Origin of the sequence: Janibacter sp. Soil728, from assembly GCF_001428305.1 — a bacterium.
Taxonomy (GTDB): domain Bacteria; phylum Actinomycetota; class Actinomycetes; order Actinomycetales; family Dermatophilaceae; genus Janibacter.
On sequence record NZ_LMRZ01000005.1, the window covers coordinates 345,518 to 368,619 of the forward strand.

General features: G+C 69.4%; 25 protein-coding genes. 9 read left to right on the top strand and 16 right to left on the bottom strand.

The window, feature by feature from the left end; translation table 11 throughout:
- The first annotated feature begins 45 nt into the window (after nt 1-45).
- Both glgC and serB read left to right on the top strand, forming a co-directional pair.
- Complete coding sequence (gene glgC / locus ASG73_RS12445; RefSeq protein ID WP_055995553.1) at nt 46-1,293, top strand: glucose-1-phosphate adenylyltransferase; 1,248 nt, start codon at nt 46-48, stop codon at nt 1,291-1,293.
- A gap of 9 nt (nt 1,294-1,302) precedes the next feature.
- Nucleotides 1,303-2,034 (top strand): phosphoserine phosphatase SerB, encoded by a 732-nt coding sequence (gene serB / locus ASG73_RS12450; protein ID WP_055995556.1) that lies wholly within the window; start codon nt 1,303-1,305, stop codon nt 2,032-2,034.
- 292 nt (nt 2,035-2,326) lie between these two features.
- On the opposite strand, the gene fabI is transcribed toward serB, so the two are convergent.
- Both fabI and fabG read right to left on the bottom strand, forming a co-directional pair.
- Nucleotides 2,327-3,082: an enoyl-ACP reductase FabI gene (gene fabI / locus ASG73_RS12455; protein WP_055995559.1), complete on the bottom strand. Its 756-nt coding sequence runs from the start codon at nt 3,080-3,082 to the stop codon at nt 2,327-2,329.
- Nucleotides 3,083-3,116: 34 nt separating this feature from the next.
- Nucleotides 3,117-3,827 carry a 3-oxoacyl-ACP reductase FabG gene (fabG, locus tag ASG73_RS12460; protein WP_055995562.1) on the bottom strand — a complete coding sequence of 237 codons (711 nt, stop codon included), beginning with the start codon at nt 3,825-3,827 and terminating at the stop codon, nt 3,117-3,119.
- 130 nt (nt 3,828-3,957) lie between these two features.
- Between fabG and ASG73_RS12465 the strand changes: the two genes are divergently transcribed.
- From ASG73_RS12465 to ASG73_RS12475, 3 genes are read left to right on the top strand one after another with little or no spacing between them, the layout of a single operon-like run.
- Nucleotides 3,958-4,236, top strand: coding sequence for a DUF3099 domain-containing protein (locus ASG73_RS12465; RefSeq protein WP_055995565.1), 279 nt, complete (start codon nt 3,958-3,960; stop codon nt 4,234-4,236).
- Entirely contained in the window at nt 4,233-4,448 is a 216-nt protein-coding gene (locus tag ASG73_RS12470; RefSeq protein WP_055995568.1) for a hypothetical protein, read from the top strand. Before ASG73_RS12465 ends, ASG73_RS12470 begins: the two co-directional genes overlap by 4 nt.
- Nucleotides 4,448-5,218: an SURF1 family cytochrome oxidase biogenesis protein gene (locus ASG73_RS12475; protein WP_055995572.1), complete on the top strand. Its 771-nt coding sequence runs from the start codon at nt 4,448-4,450 to the stop codon at nt 5,216-5,218. Before ASG73_RS12470 ends, ASG73_RS12475 begins: the two co-directional genes overlap by 1 nt.
- A gap of 3 nt (nt 5,219-5,221) precedes the next feature.
- Here the strand turns inward: ASG73_RS12475 and ASG73_RS12480 are convergent, their stop codons facing one another.
- From ASG73_RS12480 to abc-f, 5 genes are all read right to left on the bottom strand, one after another.
- Nucleotides 5,222-7,114 (bottom strand): ABC transporter ATP-binding protein, encoded by a 1,893-nt coding sequence (locus ASG73_RS12480; protein ID WP_055995575.1) that lies wholly within the window; start codon nt 7,112-7,114, stop codon nt 5,222-5,224.
- Between the two features lie 68 nt (nt 7,115-7,182).
- Complete coding sequence (locus tag ASG73_RS12485; RefSeq protein WP_055995578.1) at nt 7,183-7,830, bottom strand: sirohydrochlorin chelatase; 648 nt, start codon at nt 7,828-7,830, stop codon at nt 7,183-7,185.
- 10 nt (nt 7,831-7,840) lie between these two features.
- Nucleotides 7,841-8,581: a phosphoadenylyl-sulfate reductase gene (locus ASG73_RS12490; RefSeq protein WP_156466277.1), complete on the bottom strand. Its 741-nt coding sequence runs from the start codon at nt 8,579-8,581 to the stop codon at nt 7,841-7,843.
- Nucleotides 8,578-10,230, bottom strand: a complete 1,653-nt coding sequence (locus ASG73_RS12495; RefSeq protein ID WP_082567216.1) for a nitrite/sulfite reductase — start codon at nt 10,228-10,230, stop codon at nt 8,578-8,580. The genes ASG73_RS12490 and ASG73_RS12495 overlap by 4 nt, the downstream gene beginning before the upstream one ends.
- A 79-nt stretch (nt 10,231-10,309) precedes the next feature.
- Complete coding sequence (gene abc-f / locus ASG73_RS12500; RefSeq protein WP_055995585.1) at nt 10,310-11,908, bottom strand: ribosomal protection-like ABC-F family protein; 1,599 nt, start codon at nt 11,906-11,908, stop codon at nt 10,310-10,312.
- A gap of 114 nt (nt 11,909-12,022) precedes the next feature.
- On the opposite strand from abc-f, the gene ypfJ reads away from it, so the two are divergent.
- Complete coding sequence (gene ypfJ / locus ASG73_RS12505; RefSeq protein WP_055995588.1) at nt 12,023-12,937, top strand: KPN_02809 family neutral zinc metallopeptidase; 915 nt, start codon at nt 12,023-12,025, stop codon at nt 12,935-12,937.
- 372 nt (nt 12,938-13,309) lie between these two features.
- On the opposite strand, the gene ASG73_RS12510 is transcribed toward ypfJ, so the two are convergent.
- Genes ASG73_RS12510 through ASG73_RS12550 form a run of 9 tightly spaced genes read right to left on the bottom strand, consistent with a single transcriptional unit; the run spans nt 13,310 to nt 20,472 of the window.
- A complete protein-coding gene (locus tag ASG73_RS12510) occupies nt 13,310-13,906 on the bottom strand; it encodes an acVLRF1 family peptidyl-tRNA hydrolase (protein WP_055995591.1) in 597 nt (198 codons plus the stop codon).
- 28 nt (nt 13,907-13,934) lie between these two features.
- Entirely contained in the window at nt 13,935-14,264 is a 330-nt protein-coding gene (locus ASG73_RS12515; protein ID WP_055995594.1) for a metal-sulfur cluster assembly factor, read from the bottom strand.
- Entirely contained in the window at nt 14,261-14,731 is a 471-nt protein-coding gene (gene sufU / locus ASG73_RS12520; RefSeq protein ID WP_055995597.1) for a Fe-S cluster assembly sulfur transfer protein SufU, read from the bottom strand. The genes ASG73_RS12515 and sufU overlap by 4 nt, the downstream gene beginning before the upstream one ends.
- A complete protein-coding gene (locus tag ASG73_RS12525) occupies nt 14,731-16,011 on the bottom strand; it encodes a cysteine desulfurase (RefSeq protein ID WP_055995600.1) in 1,281 nt (426 codons plus the stop codon). The genes sufU and ASG73_RS12525 overlap by 1 nt, the downstream gene beginning before the upstream one ends.
- Nucleotides 16,012-16,013: 2 nt before the next feature.
- Nucleotides 16,014-16,793: a Fe-S cluster assembly ATPase SufC gene (gene sufC, locus ASG73_RS12530; RefSeq protein ID WP_055995603.1), complete on the bottom strand. Its 780-nt coding sequence runs from the start codon at nt 16,791-16,793 to the stop codon at nt 16,014-16,016.
- Nucleotides 16,794-16,824: 31 nt separating this feature from the next.
- Entirely contained in the window at nt 16,825-17,160 is a 336-nt protein-coding gene (locus tag ASG73_RS12535; RefSeq protein ID WP_055995606.1) for a non-heme iron oxygenase ferredoxin subunit, read from the bottom strand.
- The gene (gene sufD / locus ASG73_RS12540) at nt 17,157-18,326 is read right to left on the bottom strand and encodes a Fe-S cluster assembly protein SufD (protein ID WP_055995609.1); all 1,170 of its coding nucleotides are present in this window, start codon (nt 18,324-18,326) and stop codon (nt 17,157-17,159) included. The genes ASG73_RS12535 and sufD overlap by 4 nt, the downstream gene beginning before the upstream one ends.
- Nucleotides 18,326-19,747: a Fe-S cluster assembly protein SufB gene (sufB, locus tag ASG73_RS12545; protein WP_055995612.1), complete on the bottom strand. Its 1,422-nt coding sequence runs from the start codon at nt 19,745-19,747 to the stop codon at nt 18,326-18,328. Before sufB ends, sufD begins: the two co-directional genes overlap by 1 nt.
- Complete coding sequence (locus tag ASG73_RS12550) at nt 19,744-20,472, bottom strand: helix-turn-helix transcriptional regulator (protein ID WP_082567217.1); 729 nt, start codon at nt 20,470-20,472, stop codon at nt 19,744-19,746. Before ASG73_RS12550 ends, sufB begins: the two co-directional genes overlap by 4 nt.
- A gap of 87 nt (nt 20,473-20,559) precedes the next feature.
- On the opposite strand from ASG73_RS12550, the gene ASG73_RS12555 reads away from it, so the two are divergent.
- Genes ASG73_RS12555 through ASG73_RS12565 form a run of 3 tightly spaced genes read left to right on the top strand, consistent with a single transcriptional unit; the run spans nt 20,560 to nt 22,982 of the window.
- Nucleotides 20,560-21,267, top strand: a complete 708-nt coding sequence (locus ASG73_RS12555; protein WP_055995618.1) for an ABC transporter ATP-binding protein — start codon at nt 20,560-20,562, stop codon at nt 21,265-21,267.
- Nucleotides 21,260-22,015, top strand: coding sequence for an ABC transporter permease (locus tag ASG73_RS12560; RefSeq protein WP_055995621.1), 756 nt, complete (start codon nt 21,260-21,262; stop codon nt 22,013-22,015). The genes ASG73_RS12555 and ASG73_RS12560 overlap by 8 nt, the downstream gene beginning before the upstream one ends.
- Nucleotides 22,016-22,067: 52 nt before the next feature.
- A complete protein-coding gene (locus ASG73_RS12565) occupies nt 22,068-22,982 on the top strand; it encodes a COX15/CtaA family protein (protein WP_055995624.1) in 915 nt (304 codons plus the stop codon).
- Nucleotides 22,983-23,102: the final 120 nt, after the last annotated feature.

Here is a 23,102-nt window from a genome sequence, read left to right on the forward strand (position 1 = left end):
AAGGCGCCGGCCCCGGCCGGACGTCAGTGAGCGACGAGAGGGAGCCTGATCGTGCGCAGCCAACCCAAGGTCCTGACCATCGTGCTCGCCGGCGGCGAGGGCAAACGCCTCATGCCGCTGACCGCTGACCGCGCCAAGCCAGCCGTCCCCTTCGGCGGGATCTATCGCCTCGTCGACTTCGCCCTGAGCAATGTCGTCAACTCGGGCTACGCCAAGATCATCGTGCTCACCCAGTACAAGTCGCACAGCCTCGACCGGCACGTCAGCCAGGCCTGGCGGCTGGCCTCGCCCCTGGGCCACTACGTGGCACCCATCCCGGCCCAGCAGCGGCGCGGCAAGAGCTGGTACACGGGCAGCGCGGACGCGATCTACCAGTCCCTCAACGCGATCGTCGACGAGCGGCCCGACATCGTCGTGGTCGTCGGTGCCGACCACGTGTACCGGATGGACTTCTCCGACATGGTCGCCCAGCACATCGAGACCGGCGCCGACTGCACGGTCGCGGCCATCCGGCAACCGATCGCCATGGCCGACCAGTTCGGCGTCATGGAGGTGGCTGACGACGGGCGACGGATCACCGCCTTCCGGGAGAAGCCGAGCGACCCGGCCGGGCTGCCCGATGCACCCCACGAGATCTACGCGTCGATGGGCAACTACGTCTTCAGCGCGCAGGCGCTCATGGACGCGGTCAAGCGCGATGCCGAGCTGGAGAGCAAGCACGACATGGGTGGGGACATCGTCCCTGACCTCGTCTCGCGGGGGTCGGCATACGCCTACGACTTCGCGGACAACACCGTGCCGGGGTCGAGCGACCGCGACCGCGGCTACTGGCGCGACGTCGGGACGCTCGACAGCTACTTCGACGCACACATGGACCTGACGTCGATCCACCCCGTCTTCAACCTCTACAACTACAGCTGGCCGATCAACACCAACCACGGCCCCTACCCGCCGGCGAAGTTCGTCCACGCCGACGGCGAGCGGGCCGGCGGGGCCAACAACTCGATCGTCTCCCCCGGCGTGGTCGTCTCCGGCGGGCACGTGCACAACAGCGTCTTGTCCCCCGGCGTCTTTGTCCACAGCTACAGCGACGTGCTGGACAGCGTGCTGCTCGACGGTGTGGACGTGGGCCGGTACGCACATCTGAACAGGGTCATCGTCGACAAGGGGGTGCACCTTCCGGAGGGAATCCGCCTCGGGCACGACCACGACGAGGACCGGGCGCGTGGCCTGCACGTCACCGAGTCGGGGATCACCGTGGTGGGCAAGGGATACGTCTTCGACCAGACCTAGACTCCTGCCATGGCACGCACCCCGGGCACGACCGAGCAGGCACCGGCACCCGCCCTCCCCGGCGAAGGACCGCTCGTCCTCGTCATGGACGTCGACAGCACCCTCATCCGCGACGAGGTGATCGAGCTCATCGCCGAGCACGCCGGGACCCGCGAGGAGGTCGCTGCGGTCACCGAGGCAGCAATGCGAGGTGAGCTGGACTTCGCGCAGAGTCTGCACGCGAGGGTGGCCACTCTCGCGGCGCTGCCCGTCGAGGTGCTCGATCGGGTTCGCGCCGCGGTCCGGCTGACGCCAGGCGCCCGTACCCTCGTCACGACGCTCGTCGAGGCCGGCCACACCGTCGGGCTCGTGAGCGGTGGCTTCACCGAGGTCGTCGACGATCTGGCGAGCGAGCTCGGGATCGCCCACGCCCGGGCCAACCACCTCGAGATCGTCGACGGTCGCCTCACCGGCAAGGTGCTCGGCGATGTGGTCGACCGTGCGGCAAAGGCCGAGTTCATCACCCGGCTCGCCGCCGCCTCCGGCATCGAGATGGACCGGACGGTCGCTGTGGGTGACGGAGCCAACGACCTCGACATGATGGCCGCGGCCCAGCTCGGCATCGCCTTCTGCGCCAAGCCCGCCGTGCGCGAGCAGGCGGACGTCTCGATCGACGAGCCCGACCTGCGGCGAGTCCTGGACATCCTGGGCATCACCCCGCTCGCCCAGCCCGACGACGAGGGCGGTCACCCCCTCGCCTGAGCCCTGCGCCCGGCGTCGATACCAGCGCCCGGTGTCGATACGTGCGCCCGGCTGGCAGTCCTACGTCGACCAGGTGGGCACAACGACGCCAGGTCGACCGCCACGGGCCGAAGGGAGGGTCGGCGCAGCCTCAAGCCGAGCGGACGGTGAGGAGGGTCGGCGCAGCCTCAAGCCGAAGTCGAGAACGACAACGCACCCACCCACCGACGAGGGACTTCGGCAGCGCGCCGGCCGTCCTCACCGGGAGCGCGACCCTTCGGACGGCCGCGGACGGCCTCTCAGCGAGCGGGGCTCAGATTCCCATCGCGTGCACGCCACCGTCGACGTGGATGATCTCGCCGGTCGTCGCGGGGAACCAGTCCGACAGCAGCATCGTGCAGGCCTTGGCCGTCGGTACCGGGTCGTTGACATCCCAGCCGATGGGCGAGCGGTCGTCCCAGGACTCCTCGAACTGCTCGAAGCCGGGGATCGACTTGGCTGCGGTCGTGCGGATCGGGCCGGCGGCGACGAGGTTGCAGCGGACCCCCTTCGGACCGAGGTCACGTGCGAGGTAGCGGTTGGTGGACTCGAAGGCCGCCTTGGCGACTCCCATCCAGTCGTAGACCGGCCAGGCGAAGGACGCGTCGAAGGTCAGGCCGACGATCGAGCCGCCTTCGGTCATGCGTGGCAGTGCGGCGACGCCGAGCGCCTTGAGCGAGTAGGCCGACACGTGCACCGCGGTGGCGACGTCCTCCCACTTCGCCTCGAGGAAGTTGAAGGCTCCCTCGGGGGCGAAGCCGATCGAGTGCAGGACCCCGTCGAGTCGCTCGGTGTGCTCGCCGATGCGGTCAGCCAGCGCGGCGAGGTCTTCCTCGCTCGTCACGTCGAGCTCGATGACCGGCGCCTCCTGGGGCAGCCGCTTGGCGATCGTCCTGGTGATCTTCATGGTCCGGCCGAAGCTGGTGAGGATCACCTTGGCGCCCTGCTCCTGAGCGAGCTTGGCGACATGGAAGGCGATCGAGGACTCCATGAGGACGCCCGTGATGAGGAAGGTCTTGCCGGTGAGCATCTGCTGCCTTTCGTTCTGCGGGAAGGAAGGTGTGTCAGTGGCCCATGCCGAGGCCGCCGTCGACGGGGATGACCGCGCCGGAGATGTAGGACGCGTCGTCGGAGGCGAGGAAGGAGACGGCCGCGGCCACCTCGTGCGCCCCGCCGTATCGACGTGCCGGGATGGCGGCCTGGTACTCGGCCTTGGTCTTGTCGGGCAGCTCCGCCGTCATGTCGGTCTCGATGAATCCGGGTGCGACGACATTGGCAGTGATGCCCCGCGCTCCGAGCTCACGCGTCATCGACCGGACGAGGCCGACGAGCCCTGCCTTGGAGGCGGCGTAGTTGGCCTGGCCGGGCGAGCCGTAGAGACCGACGACGCTGGAGATGAGGACGACCCGACCGAAGCGGGCCTTGACCATCGGGGTCGCCGAGCGGCGCACGCAGCGGAAGGTGCCGTGCAGGTTGGTGTCGACGACCGAGGAGAACTCGTCATCGGTCATCCGCATGAGCAGGGTGTCCTTGGTGATCCCCGCGTTGGCGACGAGCACCTCCACGTCACCTCCCAGGCGTTCCTTGGCCTGGACGAAGGCGGCGTCCACGGAGTCACTGTCGGTGATCTCGCAGGCGACGACGTCGAGCCCGTCGACGGGGTCGCCCGACCGCGAGGTCACGACGACCGTGTGGCCGTCCTGCTGCAGGCGTCGGGCGATGGCCTCGCCGATGCCTCGATTACCTCCGGTGACGAGCACTCGGCGCGGTGTCATCCTGCTCCTTCGTCGTGGTTCAAGTGCGTCAGATCACGTCTGGGCACGACGCTAGAGCACTACCGCCGGGTATGTGGCACCGAGCCCGCCCCGTGGAACGCCCTGGCGGCGTGCGGCGTAGTCTGAAGACGTGCCACACACGTCCATCCCGTCGGTCACGACCGCCCCGATCTCGCTCCACGACGAGCAGATCGGACGCATGCGTCAGTACCTGGCGACGATGGCCCTGCGGACGGCCTGCTTCATCGGCGCCTACTTCTTCGAAGGGTGGCTGCGCTGGGTCTGTGTCGCCCTGGCTGTGGTCCTGCCCTACATCGCGGTCGTCCTCGTCAACGCCGTGCGGCCCCGCCCCGAGGACACGACGATGACCGCGGTGGACGACCCGCGACGACAGGTGGGCCACCGGTGAGCACCGAGGACCTGGTCTGCAGCCGCAAGGCGTGCCGCCAGCAGGCGACCCGAGCGGTCCTGTGGCGCAACCCGCGCATCCACGACGAGTCCCGCCGCAAGGTGTGGCTGGCGTGCGGCGAGCACGAAGATGTCCTGCGTGACCACCTCGCGGTTCGCGGCTTCCCCGTGGCCACCTGCGCGGTCGACGAGATCCCTGCCGACGCCGGCTGATGCTGCGTCGTGCCCTCACCCCGAGATGGCTCGGGTGGTTCGCCCTCGCGGTCCTGATGTCCATCGTCTTCGTCTGGCTGGGCCAGTGGCAGTGGGGCAAGTACGAGGACAAGGCCGCTGGCGCCGACCGCATCGAGAACCACTACGCGGCCACTCCCGTCCCGGTGACCGATGTCCTCACGGACACACCGGCGTCCCTGGAGGACGAGTGGATACGCGTCACCGCCACAGGTGAGTACCTGGCCGACGAGCAGCTCCTCGTGCGCAACCGACCGCTCGACGGCACCTACGGCTATGAGGTGCTCGTCCCCCTTCGCCTCAGGAGTGGGGAGGTTCTCCTCGTCGACCGCGGGTGGGTGGACAACAGCCCGAAGGGGGCCGACGTCGACCCCGAGGTCCCGCCGGCACCCTCGGGTGAGGTCACTGCAACCGGCTGGATCCGACTGGGCGAGAAGAGTCTGGGTCGCGACATGCAGCCGGGTCAGCTCGCCAGCATCAACCTGCCGGAGGCTGACGCAGAGGTCGACGGCACGCTGCTCGGTGGCTACCTGTCGCTCCAGTCCGAGGACCCGAAGGTCCCGCGACCGGACCCGCTCGAGGTCCCCGACACCGGCACCGGGCCGCACATGGCCTATGCCATCCAGTGGTGGTTGGCCATCCCCGCCTTCTGGGTCTTCCTCGTCATGGCGCTGCGGCGCGAGGCGCAGGACGGCTCTGAGCGCACGCCGCGCACCAAGAAGGTGCGCATCTGGGACGAGGAGGACGGGTGATCCTCAGCCGGTGACCTCGGCTGCGTCCTGCGACACGCCCCCGTCGTACTGCGTGGCGTAGAGGGTGGCGTAGAGGCCAGCGGCCGCGAGCAGCTCCTCGTGGGTGCCGCGCTCGACGACCCGGCCGTCGTCCACCACGAGGATCTGGTCGGCTGCCCGGATCGTCGACAGGCGGTGGGCGATGACGATCGCGGTACGCCCTTCGAGTGCGGCGTCGAGCGCGCGCTGCACGGCCACCTCCGACTCGCTGTCCAGGTGGGCGGTGGCCTCGTCGAGGATGAGCACGGCGGGCGACTTCAGCAGCAGGCGGGCGATGGCGAAGCGCTGCTTCTCACCGCCGGAGAGCCGGTGCCCGCGATCCCCGACAACGGTGTCCAGCCCTGCCGGCAGCGTGTGGACGAGGTGGCCGATCCGGGCGGACTCGAGCGCCTCCCACATCTCCGCCTCGGTCGCCTCGGGCCGCGCGTAGGCGAGGTTGGCCCGCAGGGTGTCGTGGAAGAGGTGCGCCTCCTGGGTCACCATCCCCACGGTGGCGCTGACCGACTCGAGGGTCGCGTCGCGCAGGTCGCGCCCGCCGATGCGCACCGCCCCACCCGTCGGGTCGTAGAAGCGCGTGACGAGCGAGGTGATCGTGCTCTTGCCGGCGCCGCTCGGCCCGACGAGGGCGATGAGCTGACCGGGCTCGGCCCGCAGGCTCACTCCCTGCAGGACAGGGCCCCCCTCTTCGCGATCGCCCGTGGTCGTGCCCTCGAGGGAGCGCAGGGAGATCGAGTCGGCTCCCGGGTAGGTGAAGTGCACGTCGTCCATCTCGACCGACAGCGCCTCCCCCGTGGGCAGCGGCTGCGCATCGGGCTTCTCCTGGATGCTCGAGGGCATGTCGAGCAGCTCGAAGAGCCTGGCGAAGGAGACGAGCGCCGTGAGGATGTCGATGTGGACATTGGAGATGGCGGTGAGCGGACCGTAGAGGCGGGCCAGCAGTGCCGCGAGGGCCAGGAGCGTGCCGACCGTCAGGGTTCCCTCGACGGCCATGATGCCGCCGAAACCGTAGACCATCGCGGTGGCGAGCGAGGCCAGGAGCGTGAGCATGACGAAGAAGACCGCGCGGTTGACCGCGATCCGCACGCCGATGTCGCGCACCCTGGCAGCGCGCTGGTCGTACTGGGTCACCTCGAGTGAGGGCTGCCCGAAGATCTTCACGAGCAGCGCGCCGGCGACGTTGAAGCGCTCGGTCATCTGGTTGCCCAGGTCGGCGTTGAGGTTCATCTGCTCCGACGAGAGTGAGGCCAGGCGCCGGCCCATCCACTTGGCCGGGAGGATGAAGAAGGGCACGAGCACCAGGGCGGCGAGCGTCAGCTGCCACGACAGGGCGAACATCGCGCCGAGGATGAGCACGAGCGAGATGACATTGCTGACGACGGAGGACAGCACGGTCGTGAAGGCCTGCTGGGCGCCGATGACGTCGTTGTTGAGCCGGCTGACCAGCGCACCGGTCTGTGCCCGGGTGAAGAAGGCGATCGGCTGGCGCAGCACGTGTGCGAAGACCTCGGTGCGCAGGTGATGGATGAGCCCCTCGCCGATGCGCGCGGACAGCCAGCGCTGCACGAGTGTGGTCACGCCCTCGACGAGCGCGATGAGCGCCACGAGGAGCGAGATCGTGACGACGACGCCACGCTCCTGGGGGATCACTCCGTCGTCGATGAGGCGCTGCAGCAGCAGGGGCACTGCGACGACCGTGACTGATCCGACGGCGACCAGCACGAGGAACCCGGCGATGACCCGGCTGAAGGGTCGGGCATAGCCCAGAACCCGCCGGGCGGTCCCGGGGGGCAGGGGCGCTCGCGTCGTCTCGTTGCTGCTCATCGAGCGCATGAGGCCCCAGGCGTTGTTCATCGTCATCCGTGTCTGCTCCTCGTCGTCCGGAGGCGACAACCCCGCCGGTCCCCTCAGGATTCCCTACGGGTGTGTCAGCCCAGGGCGCGGCGCAGGACGAGCGAGGCGACGGCGGTGGTGTCCGCCAGTCCCCCGGGGACGAAGGGGGACCCTGCGGCCTGCGCGATGGCGGCCACCTTGTCGTGGAGGACCCCTTCGGCGAGGGTCGCCGGGACGACGACGCGACCGGTCGTGGCGCCGGCTCTGGGAGCTGCGAGGGTCATCGTCAGCCAGCCCGGTCGTGGATGCGCATCGAGCAGTGTGCGGATGCTCTGCCCAGCCTGCCCGGAGCGTGATCCCCCGGCGACGAGCAGGACCGGTCGGTCGACAGCGTGCCCGGCGGCGCGCAGCCGCTCGTCGACGGCGTCGAGCAGCAGCGGGTCTCCCCCGAGCGCGGGAGCCACTCGAACGGGCGCCCCTGCTGCACCGAGGGCCCGCACCGCCGCAGGGACATCGACGCGGGCGTGGAAGGCAGGGGTGATGAGCATGGGGACGACGGTGACCTCGTCGGTCAGGGTCGGCCCGAGGTCCTGCGGGCGCGGGTGGTCGTGCTCGATGTAGGCCAGCTGGGTCTCGCCGTGACCGGCCTCCCGCAGTGGGCCAGCGACGCGCTCGCACAACCGCTCCAACGTGTGCGAGTGCCGTTGGTCCGGGGACCCGTGCGCCAGCAGGACGGTGGTCATGCCGGGCTCGTCACGTGTGGAGTCCGCACTCCACCTTGTCGGTTCCCGACCAACGTCCGGCGCGGGCATCCTCGCCCTCGGCGACGGGCCGGGTGCAGGGGGCACACCCGATGGAGGCGTACCCGCTCTGACGAAGGGGGTTGAGGAAGACCGATTTCTCGGCCGCGTACTGGTCGACGTCGTCCTGGGTCCAGCCAGCGATCGGGTTGAGCTTGACCATGCCGCGGCGCTCGTCCCAGCCGACGATCGTGATGTCGGTGCGGGTCGGCGCGTCCTCGCGGCGCATGCCGGTGACCCAGGCTCCGTGCTCCTCGAGGGCGCGGTTCAGCGGCTCGACCTTGCGCATGGCGCAGCACAGGTTCGGGTCGCGGTCGTGCAGCTTCGGCCCGTGCTCGGCGTCCTGCTCGGGGACGGTCAGCTTCGGGTAGATGGTGCGGATGGTGATCGGCAGCATCGCCTCGTAGGCGTCACGGGTGCCGAGGGTCTCCGCGAAGTGGTACCCGGTGTCCAGGAAGAACACGTCGGCCGTGTCGAGGGTCGTGCCGACGAGGTGGACGAGCACCTCGTCACCCATCGAGCTGGCCACGGTGAGGTCGTCGCCGAAGGTCTCGTGCGCCCACAGCAGTGCCCGACGGCCGAGCTCGATCCGACCTTCGTGGTCCCCGCCCAGCTGCTCCTCGAGCTCGGCGAAGAGCGACTCGCCCTCGCTCGCGAGCTCCCGCAGGCGGTCGGTGGAGATCGCCGTGCTCATCGGATGTCGTCCTCGTCGGCCTGGCGCACCCAGTGGGCGAAGGACTCGGCGTCCTCGCGCTGGGCCAGGTAGGTGCGGGCGAGGCGCTCGATGTAGTCGGGCAGGTCATCGCCGGCGACCTTGAGTGCGCGGGTCTTGCGGGCCAGCGAGGTGTCCTCGGCGAGCGAGCCGCCGAGCAGCACCTGGAAGACCTCGATGTAGCTGCCGTCCTCCTTCTGCTCGAGCATGCCCTTGAGGCCGACGTCGGCGACCTGGCTGCGGGCGCAGGCGTTGGGGCAACCGTTGAGGTGGATGCTGAAGGGGACGTCCATGTCCGGCAGGCGCTTCTCGAGCTCCTCGACCGTCCAACGGGCGCGGTTCTTGGTGTCGGTCAGGGCCAGCTTGCAGAACTCCAGGCCGGTGCACGCGAGGACATTGCGGCGCCATTCGCTCGGGTGGACCTCGAGGTCGAGCTCCTTGAGGTCGAGGGCGAGCTGGTCCGCATCGGCCGGCGGCACGTCGAGGACGAGGACCTTCTGGTGCGGCGTGAAGCGGATGCGGTGGCTGCCCACGGCCTCGGCGAGCTCGGCCAGCCGGGTCAGCTTGGTCCCGGTCATGCGCCCGGCGATCGGCGCTGCGCCGACCCAGACGTTGCCGTCCTTCTGCTCGTGGATCCCCACGTGGTCACGGCGGGTGCCGGGTGCGACCGTGGCCTCCGGCCCATCAGCGAGACGACGCCCGAGGTAGTCCTGCTCGAGGATCTCGCGGAACTTCTCCGGTCCCCAGTCAGCCATGAGGAACTTCAGCCGGGCCTTGTTGCGCAGCCGCCGGTAGCCGTGGTCGCGGAAGATCCCCGTCACGGCCTCCCAGACGTCGGGGACCTCGGCAGCCGAGACCCACACGCCCAGGCGCTGGGCGAAGATCGGCTTGACCGACAGTCCGCCACCGACCCAGACGTCGAATCCCGGGCCGTGCTCGGGGTGGACGACCCCGACGAAGGAGATGTCGTTGATCTCGTGCGCGATGTCGTGGGTGGGCGAGCCGGAGATCGCGGTCTTGTACTTGCGCGGCAGGTTGGAGAACTCGGGGTTGCCGATGAACTTCCGCTTGATCTCCAGCAGCGCATCGGTGCCGTCGACGATCTCGTTCTTCTCGATCCCGGCGACGGGCGAGGCGATCATCGTGCGGGGGCAGTCACCGCAGGCCTCGGTCGTCGACAGCCCGACCGCCTCCAGCCGACGCCAGATCTCGGGGACGTCCTCGATGTTGATGTAGTGCAGCTGGATGTTCTGCCGGTCGGAGATGTCGGCCGTGTCCTGCGCGAAGTCGGTGCTGATCGTGGCGATGGCGCGCAGCTGCTCGGTCGTCAGCTGTCCCCCGTCGCTGCGCACGCGCATCATGAAGCGGGAGTCCGAGATGTCGTCCTCACCGGTGTGCGTCCCGTCCAGTCCCTGCTTGCGCTGGGTGTACAGACCCATCCAGCGGAAGCGCCCCGTCAGGTCGTCCTCGGCGATGGAGTCGAAGCCCTGCTTCGAGTACTCGTCGATGATCCGCGCGCGCACGTTGAGCGCGTCGTCCTCCTGCTTGAACGCCTCATTGGGGTTCAGCGGGGTCCGGTCGCCGTCAGCCCAGGCGCCGGTGGACTTCGTACGGGTGGGTCGGGTCGTCACAGTCACACGCCCATAGTAGGGGCCTACTTATGGAACTCATAACCCGTCGTTATGTGTCTCACGTGCTGGAGCGAGATCCTCAGGCGAGGGTGACGAGATCCCGGTAGTCCGGGCTGTAGTAGTCCTCGACGCCGTCGGGCAGCAGCAGGATCCGCTCGGGCTTCAAGGCGTCGACGGCGCCCTCGTCGTGCGTCACGAGGACGACGGCACCCTTGAAGGTCGACAGCGCGCCGAGGATCTCCTCACGGCTGGCCGGGTCGAGGTTGTTGGTCGGCTCGTCGAGGAGCAGGACGTTGGCGCTGGAGACGACGAGCAGCGCGAGCGACAGTCGGGTCTTCTCCCCACCCGACAGGACGCCGGCGGGCTTGTTGACGTCATCCCCGCTGAAGAGGAAGGAGCCGAGCACCTTGCGGACCTCGGTCTCACCCAGGTCAGGAGCGGCCGACTTCATGTTGGCCAGCACCGACCGGTCGACGTCGAGGTTCTCGTGCTCCTGGGCGTAGTACCCGAGCTTGAGGCCGTGCCCCGGCTCGACCTGCCCGGTGTCCGGCGCGTCGACCCCGGCGAGCATCCGCAGCAGGGTCGTCTTGCCGGCACCGTTGAACCCCAGGACGACCACCTTGGTCCCCCGGTCGATGGCCAGGTCGACGTCGGTGAAGATCTCGAGGCTGCCGTAGGACCGCGACAGGCCTGTGGCACGAAGGGGGGTCCGGCCACAGGGCGCCGGGTCCGGGAAGCGCAGCTTGGCCACCCGGTCCTCGGTCCGCTCGCCCTCGACGCCGGCGAGCATCCGCTCGGCGCGCTTGATCATCTGCTGGGCAGCGGTGGCCTTGGTGGCCTTGGCGCGCATCTTGTCGGCCTGCTCGAGCAGGACGGTCGCCTTCTTGGTGGCGTTCTGCACCTCGCGCTTGCGACGGCGCTCATCGGTCTCGCGCTGCTGGAGGTAGTTCTTCCAGCCCATGTTGTAGATGTCCAGCTCGCACCGGTTGGCGTCGAGGTGGAAGACCCGGTTGACGACGACCTCGAGCAGCTCGACGTCGTGGCTGATGATGATCAGCCCGCCCTTGTAGTTGCGCAGGTGCTCGCGCAGCCACCCGATCGAGTCGGCGTCGAGGTGGTTGGTCGGCTCGTCGAGCAGGAGCGTCTCATTGCCGGAGAAGAGGATCCGGGCCAGCTCCACCCTTCGTCGCTGACCACCCGAGAGCGTCTCGAGGCTCTGGTCGAGCCGGTCCTCGTCGATCCCGAGGGCCGAGGCGAGGCTCGCGGCCTCGGACTCTGCGGCATACCCGCCAGCCGCCTCGAACTCCTCCTGCAGCCGCCCGAAGCGCCCGATGGCCTTCTCCAGCGTCTGCGGGTCGGCGCTCGTCATCTTCTTCTCGGTGGCGCGCAGGTCGGTGACGATCCGGTCGAGCCCACGGGCCGAGAGGATCCGCTGGCGACCAGTGACGGTCAGGTCACCGGTGCGCGGGTCCTGGGGCAGGTAGCCGATCCCGCCGGTCGAGGAGACATTCCCCGAGGCGGCCTGGGCCTGGCCGGCGAGCACCTTGGTCAGGGTCGTCTTGCCGGCTCCGTTGCGGCCCACGAGGCCGACGCGATCGCCTGCTGCCATGCGGAAGGAGGCGCCGTCCAGCAGGATCCGCGAGCCTGCCCGCAGCTCGATGCTGCTTGCTGTGATCACGGGTGGTTCTCCTGCACGTACGAATGGTGGGTCGCCGGTTAGTGTAAGTCGCAGACCCGCCGGTCACCGCATCCGTCCCGGTCCACCGGACCGAGTCCCATGGAGGAACCGCCCATGAGCATCAACGACAACGCCTCGCTCGACACCTCACGCATGGGCGGCGGCGGTGGCGGAGGCAGGGGCCGCGGTCCGGTGCTCGCTGGAGGTGGTGGCGTCGTCGGCATCATCATCGCTCTCGTCGTCTACCTCCTCGGCGGGGACATCACCGGCGGCGACAGCACGTCGCAGGACACCGGCTCTGGCGACAGCCTCTCCGCGAAGTGCAAGAGCGGCGCGGACGCCAAGAAGGATCGCGACTGCCTCATGGTGCTCGGCGAGAACAGCCTCTACGACTTCTGGAGCGGCCAGCCCGACCTGGCCAAGGCGCTGCAGGACGCCAACCAGGACTTCCGCGGACCCAACAAGGTCGTGGTCTACACCGGACAGACGCAGTCGCAGTGCGGCACGGCGAGCAACCAGGTCGGCCCCTTCTACTGCCCCGTCGACGAGCAGATCTTCATCGACACCGACTTCTTCGACATCATGGAGCAGCAGCTGGGTGCCGAGGACGGCGTGATGGCCGAGCTCTACGTCCTGGCCCACGAGTACGGCCACCACATCCAGAATGTCTACGGGGTGCTCGGCGAGGCGCAGAAGGACCCCCAGGGCGCCGACTCGGGCGCCGTGCGGGTGGAGCTGATGGCCGACTGCTTCGCCGGCATGTGGATCCAGCACGCGACCGAGACCAAGGACGCCCAGGGTGAGGCGCTGCTCACCGATGTCAGCGACTCGGACGTCACCAACGCCATGGGCGCTGCCAAGTCCGTCGGTGATGACGAGATCCAGAAGAAGTCCGGTGGCGGCGTCCAGCCCGAGTCGTGGACCCACGGCTCGGCCAAGGCCCGTCAGGCCTGGCTGCTGCGCGGGATGAAGGCCGACTCGGTCAACCAGTGCGACACCTTCGAGGTCAGCGACCCCAACAACATCTGACCCGGTCCGCGAGCTGCCGAAGTCCGGTTCCTGAGGAACTTGAGCAGCAAGCGTCTCGAAGGGTCGTCGTCGTGCGTGCGGCGGTTGTCGTGTCGGACTTCGGCTTGCTGCTGCGCCGACCCTCATCGCCCTCCGCTGAGGCGCCCAGGGCCGGCAGTCAAGACGCAGCGCGTGCTGGGGGACGCGCAGTGTTTTTCACTCGTCGGGGTTCGCGGGTCAGGCTTCGACAGGGTGGCTGGTTCGAAGAAGGACCGCGGACTCTGGGGCGCGGTCCTTCTTCGAATGGCGGCGCCTGAGTGGTCCACCCGGCAGTCAAAGACGCAGCGCGTGCTGGGGGACGCGCAGCGTCTTTCACCCGTCGGGGTTCGCGGGTCAGGCTTCGACAGGGTGACTGGTCCGCCCGTCGCCGGCGTCCTCGAGGGTGATCCGCACGACGCGCGCCCGTCGAGCCGCGTCCGCGAGCACCGAGTAGCGCGGGTCGGGCAGGTCCCACAGGACCCGGCGCGGCAGGTCGCGCAGGTACGCGAGCCGATCGTCGTCGAGCACCTGCTCGGCCATCCGTCGATCACCTCCGAGGACGAGCGCGTCACTGCCGCCCGCCGGGAGATGACGAAGGGCGAGCTCGCCCACCTTGTCGATCACCCCGTCGGCCTGGTTGCCACGACGGCGCGCGTAGCGCTGCTGGCTCCAGCCGCCCTTCTTGGTGCGTCCCTGCACGTAGGCGGTGCCACACGTGTGGGCGACGAGCTCGCCCCCTTCGTCACGGCCGACCGCGTGGCCGCCGCGCCGCACGAGGACCAGCCCGATCCGGGAGTGCTCGAAGCACTCCCCCGTCGCCGTGGCGCCATCACCGCCGGTGAGCACGAAGGAGCCCGGCACGTCGGCGCGGGTGGCGCCGTCGTGCCGGGCTGCAAATCCCTCGACCCACCGGTCGAGGSGAGCCGGGGCCACCTCGACGGTGCGGGACATGGGATGTCCTCTCAGGTGTTCTGGGGACTCAGATGTTGAAGCCGAGAGCGCGCAGCTGCTCGCGCCCGTCATCGGTGATCTTGTCGGGACCCCACGGCGGCATCCAGACCCAGTTGATCCGGGAGTCGGTCACGAGGTCGGTGAGGGCCTGGGAGACCTGGTCCTCGATGACATCGGTGAGCGGGCAGGCCGCGGAGGTGAGGGTCATGTCGATGACCGCGTGGTTCTGCGGGTCGACGGTGATGCCGTAGACGAGGCCGAGGTCGACGACGTTGATCCCCAGCTCGGGGTCGACGACGTCGCGCAGCGCCTCCTCGACATCAGCGACATTGCTCGGGGTCGGTGCCTGGGCAGTCATGCGGTCTCTCCTTGGGATGCGGTCGCGATGTCGACGCCGGCCTGGGCCAGCGCGTCGGTGAGGGCCATCCAGCCCAGCAGAGCACACTTCACGCGCGCTGGGTACTGGGCGACGCCGGCCAGGGCGACGCCGTCGCCGATGACGTCTTCGTCACCCGGGTCCTGGCCGCGGCTGGTCAGCATCTGGCGCATGGCCTCGTGCACGACCATGGCGTCGTCGACGTCCACCCCGGTGATCTCCTCGGCGAGGATCGAGGTGCTCGCCATGGAGATCGAGCAGCCCATCGCCTCGTAGGAGATGTCGGTGATCTTTGCGTCGCGCCCGGTGCCGTCGAGGTGGACGCGCAATGTCACCTCGTCACCGCAGGTCGGGTTGACGTGGTGCACCTCGGCCAGCTGACCCTCGCGCAGGCCGTGACCGACCTGACGCTTGGAGTGGTCGAGGATGAGCTCTTGGTACAGGTCCATCAGGCGGCTCCTGTCTCGACGCCGAAGATCGCGGGCACGCGGTCGAGTGCCGCGACGAGCGTGTCGATCTCGGCCGGGGTGTTGTAGACGGCCAGCGAGGCGCGGGTGGTCGCTGCGACGCCGAAGGCGCGGTGCAGCGGCCACGCGCAGTGGTGACCCACGCGGACGGCGACGCCCTGGTCGTCGAGGACCTGGCCCACGTCGTGCGCGTGGACACCCTCGACGACGAAGGACACTGCTGCTCCGCGGTGCACCACGTCGGCCGGACCGATGAGCCGGACCCACGGGCGCTGGGCGATTGCCTCGAGCAGCTGCGCCGTGAGGGCCTGCTCGTGCGCGGCGATGCGCTCGACACCGATGTCCTGCATCCAGCGCACTGCGGCGCCCAGGCCGATGGCCTGGCTGGTCATCGGCACGCCGGCCTCGAAGCGGGTGGGCGGCGGCGCATAGGTGCTGCCCTCCATCCGCACGATCTCGATCATCGACCCGCCGGTGAGGAAGGCGGGCATCTGCTCGAGGAGGTCGTAGCGGCCCCACAGCACGCCGATGCCACTCGGGCCGTACATCTTGTGGCCGGAGAAGGCGAGCAGGTCCACGCCGAGCTCGGTGACGTCCACCGGCAGATGCGGCACCGACTGGCAGGCGTCGAGGACCGTGATGGCCCCGACAGCCTTGGCAGCGGCGACTATACGTGGGACATCACTGACGGCGCCCAGCACGTTGGACGCGTGGGTGAAGGCCAGGACCTTGGTGCGATCGGTGACCATCTCGTCGAGCTGGTCGAGGTCGAGACGCCCCTCGTCCGTCACGCCGATCCAGCGCAGGGTGGCACCGGTACGACGGCACAGCTCCTGCCAGGGGATGAGGTTGGCGTGGTGCTCGGCCTCGGTGATCAGGATCTCGTCCCCTTCACCGACACGAAGGGGGGATCCCACCTCCGCGTTGGAGAAGGCGTAGGCAGCGAGGTTGAGCGCCTCGGTGGCGTTCTTGGTGAAGACCACCTCACGCTCCTGCGCACCGATGAGGTCGGCGATGGCGGCCCGGGCACCCTCGTAGGCCTCGGTGGCCTCCTCGGACAGCGCGTGCGCCCCGCGGTGGGGCGCCGAGTTGGCGGTGAGCAGGAAGTCCCGCTCGGCGTCCAGGACGGCGAGCGGCTTCTGCGAGGTCGCACCGGAGTCGAGGTAGACGAGAGGCGTCCCGCCGCGCACCGTGCGCTCGAGGATGGGGAACTGGCCGCGGATCGCGGCCAGCTCGCCCTCGGGGATCAGCTGCGGCGTCATGCTCAGGCCCCAGCGGTCGTGGCGGGCTCCCCCGTCGTCAGGAAGCGGTCATAGCCCTCGGCCTCGAGCCGGTCGGCCAGCTCGGCCCCACCCTGCTCGGCGATGCGTCCGTCGACGAAGACGTGCACCTGGTCGGGGGTGATGTAGCGCAGGATCCGCGTGTAGTGCGTGATGAGCAGGACGCCGGCATCGGTGCCCGCCTTGGCGCGGTTGACACCCTCGGAGACGACCCGCAGGGCATCGACGTCCAGACCCGAGTCGGTCTCGTCGAGGATCGCGAACTTCGGCTTGAGCAGCTCCATCTGGAGGATCTCGTGGCGCTTCTTCTCGCCACCGGAGAAGCCTTCGTTGACATTGCGCTCGGCGAAGGCGGGGTCCATCCGCAGTTCGTCCATCGCATTGCGGACGTCCTTGACCCAGTGCCGCAGCTTGGGAGCCTCGCCGTCGATCGCCGTCTTGGCGGTCCGCAGGAAGTTGCTCACCGTGACACCGGGAACCTCGACGGGGTACTGCATCGCGAGGAAGAGCCCGGCGCGAGCCCGCTCGTCGACGGACATGGCCAGCACGTCCTCGCCGTCGAGGGTCACCGTGCCGGAGGTGACGGTGTACTTGGGGTGGCCGGCGATGGAGTAGGCCAGCGTGGACTTGCCGGACCCGTTGGGGCCCATGATCGCGTGCGTCTCACCGGAGTTGATGGTGAGCGTGACGCCCTTGAGGATCTCCTTGGGGCCGTCCTCGGTGGAGACGCTGACGTGCAGGTCGGTGATCTCTAGCGTTGCCATGTTCGTCGTCTTTCCTTCGTGAAGTGTGTGGTCAGTCGGCCAGCGCGACGAGGACGTCACCGTCGGCGCTCACCTGGACGGTGTGCACGGCGACGGGGACGGTCGCCGGGAGGCTGGTGGGCCGACCGGAGAGCAGGTCGAAGCGGGAGCCGTGCAGCCAGCACTCGATGGTGCAGCCGTCGACCTCGCCCTCGGAGAGCGAGACCTTGCCGTGGGTGCACTCGTCGTCGATCGCGTGGACGGTGCCGTCCTCGGTGCGCACCACGGCGATGACGCGACCGGAGACCTCGGCCTTGGCGGCCTCCCCGGTCGTCAGCTCGTCGAGGTGGCAGACCCGGATGAAGCCGGGCTCGGCGACAGCGCTCATGCAGCGCCCCCTTCGAGCTCGACGTCGATCGCGGCCATGATGCGCTCGCTGATCTCGGGGTCACCTACCCGCTGGACGATGCTGTTGAAGAAGCCGCGCACGACCAGTCGACGAGCCTCGTCCTCGGGCACACCACGCGACTGCAGGTAGAACAGCTGCTGGTCGTCGAAGCGACCCGTCGTCGACGCGTGGCCGGCACCGATGATCTCGCCCGTCTCGATCTCGAGGTTGGGGACGGAGTCGGCACGCGCGCCGTCGGTGAGGACGAGGTTGCGGTTGAGCTCGTAGGTCTCGGTGCCCTCGGCCGCCGCGCGGATGAGGACATCGCCGACCCACACGGTGTGCGCGGTCTCGCCCTGGAGCGCGCCCTTGTACTCGACATTGCTCGTGCAGTGCGGCGCCTCGTGGTCGACGAAGAGCCGGTGCTCGAGGTGCTGCCCGGCGTCGGCGAAGTACACGCCCAGGCCCTCGAAGGAGCCACCGGGACCGGCGTAGGTCGCGTTGGTGTTCAGTCGCACGATGCCGCCACCGATGGTGATGGCGATGTGTCGCACGCTCGCGTCACGACCGACGACGACGTCGTGCTGGCCGAGGTGGTGGGCGTCATCGGCCCAGTCCTGCAGCGAGACGATGGTCAGCTGCGAGCTGTCACCGGAGATGACGGAGAGCAGCTCGGTGTAGTCGGTCGTACCCGAGTGCTCGACCACGACCGTCGCCTTGGCGAAGGCGCCGACGCGCACGACGTGGTGCGAACGCACGGTCTCGCGGGTCGCACCGTCGAGCCGGATGCGCACCGGCTCGGTGAGCTCCGCCTCGGCCGGGACGTCGATGACGACGACCGAGTCACCGCTCGCCGCCACAGCAGCAGCGCGGTCGGACGGCAACGGGACGCCAGCAGCGCGCACCTCGTCGGCGGACACCGTCGAGCGGGTCACACCTTCGGGCAGCTCGTGCGTGACGGCGAGGGAGGAGCTGTCACCGGCGTCGCTGAAGAGATCGGTCAGCTCGCCGACCGGCGTGAAGCGCCAGTCCTCCTCGCGCCCGGTGGGCACCTCGAAGTCGGAGACCTGCCAGGAGCGGATGCGCTCCGCGCGGGACTGGTCCGGGACGAGTGTGTCCGCGGAATGGGTATGGGCCTTGGGGCCCGAGTCAGCCAGCAGGCTCATCAGCCGACGGCTCCTTCCATCTGGAGTTCGATGAGACGGTTGAGCTCGAGGGCGTACTCCATCGGCAGCTCGCGCGCGATGGGCTCGACGAAGCCACGCACGATCGTCGCCATGGCCTCCTCCTCGTTGAGCCCGCGGGACATGAGGTAGAAGAGCTGGTCCGCGGACACCTTCGAGACCGTGGCCTCGTGACCCATCTGCACCTCGTCCTCGCGGACGTCGACGTAGGGGTAGGTGTCGGACCGGCTGATCGTGTCGACGAGCAAGGCATCACACACGACATTGGACTTGCTGTTGGTCGCTCCCTCGAGGACCTGCACGAGGCCTCGGTAGGAGGTGCGACCGCCACCACGTGCCACGGACTTGGAGATGATCGAGCTCGAGGTGTTGGGGGCGGCGTGCACCATCTTGGCGCCCGCGTCCTGGTGCTGCCCCTCGCCGGCGAAGGCGATCGAGAGGGTCTCCCCCTTCGCGTACTCGCCCATGAGGAAGCACGCGGGGTACTTCATCGTCACCTTGGAGCCGATGTTGCCGTCGACCCACTCCATCGTCCCGCCCTCGGCGACCGTGGTGCGCTTGGTGACGAGGTTGTAGACGTTGTTGGACCAGTTCTGGATGGTCGTGTAGCGCACGCGGGCGTTCTTCTTCACGACGATCTCGACGACGGCGCTGTGCAGCGACGCGGTCGTGTAGATGGGCGCGGTGCACCCCTCGACGTAGTGCACGGAGGAGCCCTCGTCCGCGATGATCAGCGTCCGCTCGAACTGGCCCATGTTCTCGGTGTTGATCCGGAAGTAGGCCTGCAGCGGGATGTCGACGTGGACGCCCGGCGGGACGTAGATGAAGGAGCCACCCGACCACACGGCCGTGTTGAGCGCCGCGAACTTGTTGTCACCGGCGGGGATGACGGTGCCGAAGTACTCGCGGAAGAGGTCCTCGTGCTCGCGCAGCCCGGTGTCGGTGTCGACGAAGATGACGCCCTGCTGCTCCAGGTCCTCGCGGATCTGGTGGTAGACGACCTCGGACTCGTACTGGGCGGCGACGCCGGCGACGAGGCGCTGCTTCTCCGCCTCGGGGATGCCGAGTCGGTCGTAGGTGTTCTTGATGTCGTCGGGCAGCTCGTCCCACGAGGCGGCCTGGTTCTCGGTGGACTTCACGAAGTACTTGATGTTCTGGAAGTCGATCCCGGTGAGGTCGCTCCCCCAGCTCGGCATGGGCTTCTTGCCGAAGAGGCGCAGGGACTTCAGACGCAGGTCGCGCATCCACTGCGGCTCGCTCTTGCGGTCGCTGATGTCGAGGACGACATCCTCGTTGAGGCCACGCTTGGCGTTCTGGCCTGCCGCGTCGCTGTCGGACCAGCCGAACTCGTAACGGCCGATGTCCTTGAGCCCAGGGTTGAGCTCTTCGATGTTGGTGCTCATCGGGTGGACCTCTCTGTGTGGGGACGCGCCCCCGGGGTGGGGACGAAGGTGGTGCAGACGTGATCGCCTTGGGCCAGGGTGGCCAGGCGTTGGACATGGACGCCGAGGAGGCGGGAGAAGGCGTCGGTCTCCGCCTCGCACAGCTCGGGGAACTCCGCAGCGACGTGCTGGACCGGGCAGTGGCCCTGGCACAGCTGCAGGCCGACGACGACGTCGTCGCCGACCGTGCGGGCGCTGGCAGCGTAGCCCTCGACGCGAAGGGCGTCGACGAGTGCCTCGGTGCGGGCGCGCGGGTCGTCGCCCGCGGCCGCGATCTGGCTCTCGCACCGCTCCTCGAGGGAGCGGATGCGCTGGTCGGCGAAGGCGCGCACGGCGTCCTCGCCGCTGGTCTCGCGCAGGAAGCGCATGGCATCGGCGGCCAGCTCGTCGTAGTCCGCGGTCAGGTGCTCGTGCCCGGTGTCACCGACGACCCACTCGCGGGCAGGGCGGCCGCGGCCGCGCTTGCCCGTGTGGGGCGCCCGACTGGTCACGGCACCGGTCTCGGCCAGCTGGTCGAGGTGTCGGCGCACGCCGGTGGCGGTCAGACCCAGCTGGGCGGCCAGCACGGCCGCGGTGATCGGTCCCTGCTCGCTGATGACAGCCAGGACGCGGTCTCGCGTGCGCGCATCACGAGTCACGTCGTCGGGGACCGACGGCGTCTTCGTGAGGTGCGGAGAATTAACCACACATCCATGTTACGTAATTAGCGGCACAAGGCAACAAAGGCATCCCTAACCCGAGGCCGTCGACCATGCTGCCTAGACTCGCCTCTCGTGACACGTGCCGTCGTCGTGGAGGACCTGCGCCGCGTCTTCGGCGACACCCGCGCCGTCGACGGGGCCACGTGGGCTGCCGAGACGGGCGAGATCACCTGCGTCCTCGGCCCCAACGGCGCCGGCAAGACGACCACCATCGAGTGCCTCGAAGGCCTCCAGCGTCCCGACTCCGGGACCTGCCGGGTCCTCGGCACCGACCCGTGGCAGGCAGGCGCCGACCACCGGGCCCGCGTCGGCGTCATGCTCCAGGACGGCGGGCTCCCCCAGAGCGTCTCGGCCGCGCGCCTCCTCGGGCACCTGCAGCGGCTCTACCGGAGCCACCGCGTGGACGAGCTGATCGAGCGTCTGGACATCGCCCCCTTCGCCCGGACGCCGGTGCGCCGCCTGAGCGGTGGGCAACGCCAGCGCGTCGCCCTGGCCGCCGCGCTGCTCGGTGACCCGCAGGTCGCCTTCCTCGACGAGCCGACCGCGGGGCTGGACCCGCACGCCCGGCTGGCCGTCTGGGACCTGCTCCGTGAGCGGCGGGACGAAGGCGTCGCGCTCGTCGTCACCACCCACGGCTTCGACGAGGCCGAGCGCCTGGCAGACCGCATCGTCATCCTCGACGGCGGCACGGTCGTCGCGGACGGCACCCCCGCTGCCATCGCCGCGGGGGGCCGGCTCGAGGACGCCTACTTCGCCCTGACCGGAGGAACCCGTGGCTGAGACCACACTCTCCCCCGCCGAGCCGCAGGGGCGCCGCATCCTCGCGCAGGCACGCTTCGAGGCAGAGATCCTCGCCCGCAACGGCGAGCAGCTGCTCGTCTCGCTCGTGCTGCCCGCCCTGGCGATGGTGGCCCTCATCGCCTCGCCCTACCCGGATCTGCCCGAGCCACGAGTGGCTCTCGTCGTCCCTGGCGTGCTCGCCCTGGCCGTCGTGTCGACGGCCTTCACCGGCCAGGCGATCCAGACCGCCTTCGACCGGCGCTACGGCGTGCTGCGCCTCCTGGCCACCTCGCCCGTCGGCAGTGACGGGCTGCTCGCCGGCAAGGCGGTGGCCGTGGCCGTGATCGCCATCGTCCAGCTCGTCGTCCTCGGCGCACTCGGTGTCGCCCTCGGCTGGCGGCCGGACCTGCTCGGCCTGCTCCTCGCACCGCTCTCTGCGGCGCTGGGCGTCTGGGTCTTCGTCTCTCTCGCGCTCCTCCTGGCCGGAGCGCTGCGGGCGGAGGCCGTCCTGGCACTGGCCAACCTCGTCTGGGTCCTGCTCGCCGGTGTCGGGGGTCTGCTCCTGCCCGGCGACACCGTGGGCGGCCTCGACGCGATCGTGCGCTGGCTGCCCTCCGGAGCCCTGGGCGACGCCTTCCGCGACGGCCTGACCGGTGCCGGAGTGCCCCTGCTGCCCTGGGCGGTGCTCGCGCTGTGGGGCGCCGTGCTCAGCCTCGCGGTGGTGCGCACCTTCCGCTGGCGGGACTGACCCCTTCGCCCCCGTGGTCGAGCACGCTCTGGCTACGACATACCGTAGTGGCGTGTCACAGACCCTCTCCTCGGCAGCCCGCGCGTGGCTGCCCCGCCTGCTGCTGCTCAACCTGATCGCCGAGGTCGGCATCGTCGTCACCGGCGGGCTCGTCCGCCTCACCGGGTCCGGGCTCGGCTGCCCGACGTGGCCCGAGTGCGTGCCCGGTTCGTACGTGCCGACGGTGGAGCAGGAGGAGGGCCTCCACAAGTTCATCGAGTTCGGCAACCGCACACTCACGGGTGTCGTGGGCATCCTCGCCCTGCTCGTGCTGTGGGGCCTCTACCGCTGGGCTCGTGAGCGTCCCGAGCTGATCCGGGCCGCGTGGGTCGTGCTGGCCGGCGTGGGCGCCCAGGCGATCGTCGGCGGCATCACGGTGCGCACCGGCCTCAACCCCTGGATCGTGGCCTTCCACTTCCTGTGCTCGATGGGGCTCGTCGCCGTCTCTGCATGGCTGTACTGGCGATACACGCAGCCGGGCGGTGCGACCCGCTCGCTGCTCCACCCGCTCGTCACCCGTCTGGAGTGGGTGCTCTCGGCCGTCGCCGTCGTCGTCCTCGTGCTCGGCACCGTCGTCACCGGCTCCGGACCCCACTCCGGCGACGCCGACGCCCCCGCCCGCACCGGCTTCGACCCGCGCACCATCTCGTGGCTGCACGCCGACGCCGTGATGCTCTTCATCGGGATCTGTGTGGCCGTCTGGCTTGGAGCCAGGCTCACCGAGAAGGCAGCCGGCCCGGCCCGCGCCTGGTGGTTGGTCCTGATGGTCACTCTCGCCCAGGGCCTGATCGGATATGTCCAGTACCTGACCGATCTGCCCGAGGTCCTCGTCCTGGCCCACATGTTCGGTGCCAGCGCCCTCGTCGTCGTCATCGTCCGCGCAGTCGTCCTGTCGAGAAGCCCTGAGCCCCTCCCCTCAACCGACTGAGCCCCACCACACAGCTGGTTCGAAGAAGGACCGCGACCTCGGGGTCGCGGTCCTTCTTCGAACCAGCGAGTCAACGACACCCCGCGTCCCCGAGCACGCGAGGTGTCGTTGACCCCCGAG